Here is a 769-nt window from a genome sequence, read left to right as displayed (position 1 = left end):
GGTGCGAACGAGGCCGATTATCAAGCGGCGATAGCGGCAGAGGCAAGCATTGCCGATGTGGCGGCGCTGCAAGTGCTGATTGACAGTGTTGATAACAGCGTCGATGCTTTTGCCAGTGTGCAGTTGGCGGCGACCAACAGTGACGTTAACGGTATTAGCAATGCCATCTTAGGGAATATCCTAGGTTTAACCTTTGATGGTGCGAACGAGGCCGATTACCAAGCGGCGATAGCAGCAGAGGCAAGCATCGCGGATGTGGCGGCGCTGCAAGTGCTGATTGACCGTGTGGACGCGAGCTTATTGGCGTTTGCCGAGGTTCAAACGGCGGCGGCCGACAATGACGTTAACGGTATCAGCAATGCTATCTTAGGGAATATCCTAGGTTTAACTTTTAATAGTGCGAACGAGGCCGATTACCAAGCGGCGATAGCGGCAGAGGCGAGCATCGCGGATGTGGCGGCGTTGCAAGCAGTGATCGACAGTGTTGATAGCAGCGTCGATGCTTTTGCCAGTGTGCAGTTGGCGGCGACCAACAGTGACGTTAACGGTATCAGCAACACCACCTTAGGGAATATCCTAGGTTTAACCTTTGATGGTGCGAACGAGGCCGATTACCAAGCGGCGATAGCGGCAGAGGCAAGCATTGCCGATGTGGCGGCGCTGCAAGTGCTGATTGACAGTGTTGATAACAGCGTTAATGCCTTTGCCAGTGTGCAGTTGGCGGCGACCAACAGTGACGTTAACGGTATCAGCAACACCACCTTAGGGA

Annotated in this window: 1 protein-coding gene; it reads left to right on the top strand. The window is 54.1% G+C overall.

Annotated features, from left to right (window positions below; genetic code table 11):
* A partial coding sequence (locus VTH8203_RS23355; RefSeq protein WP_208617800.1) for a hypothetical protein occupies positions 1-769 on the top strand: 769 nt, incomplete at both ends.

This window comes from Vibrio thalassae, from assembly GCF_900089835.1.
In the GTDB taxonomy this organism is placed as follows: Bacteria; Pseudomonadota; Gammaproteobacteria; order Enterobacterales; family Vibrionaceae; genus Vibrio; species Vibrio thalassae.
Note: the sequence above shows the minus strand (reverse complement) of the source record. Positions and strands in the feature narration are given on the sequence as shown.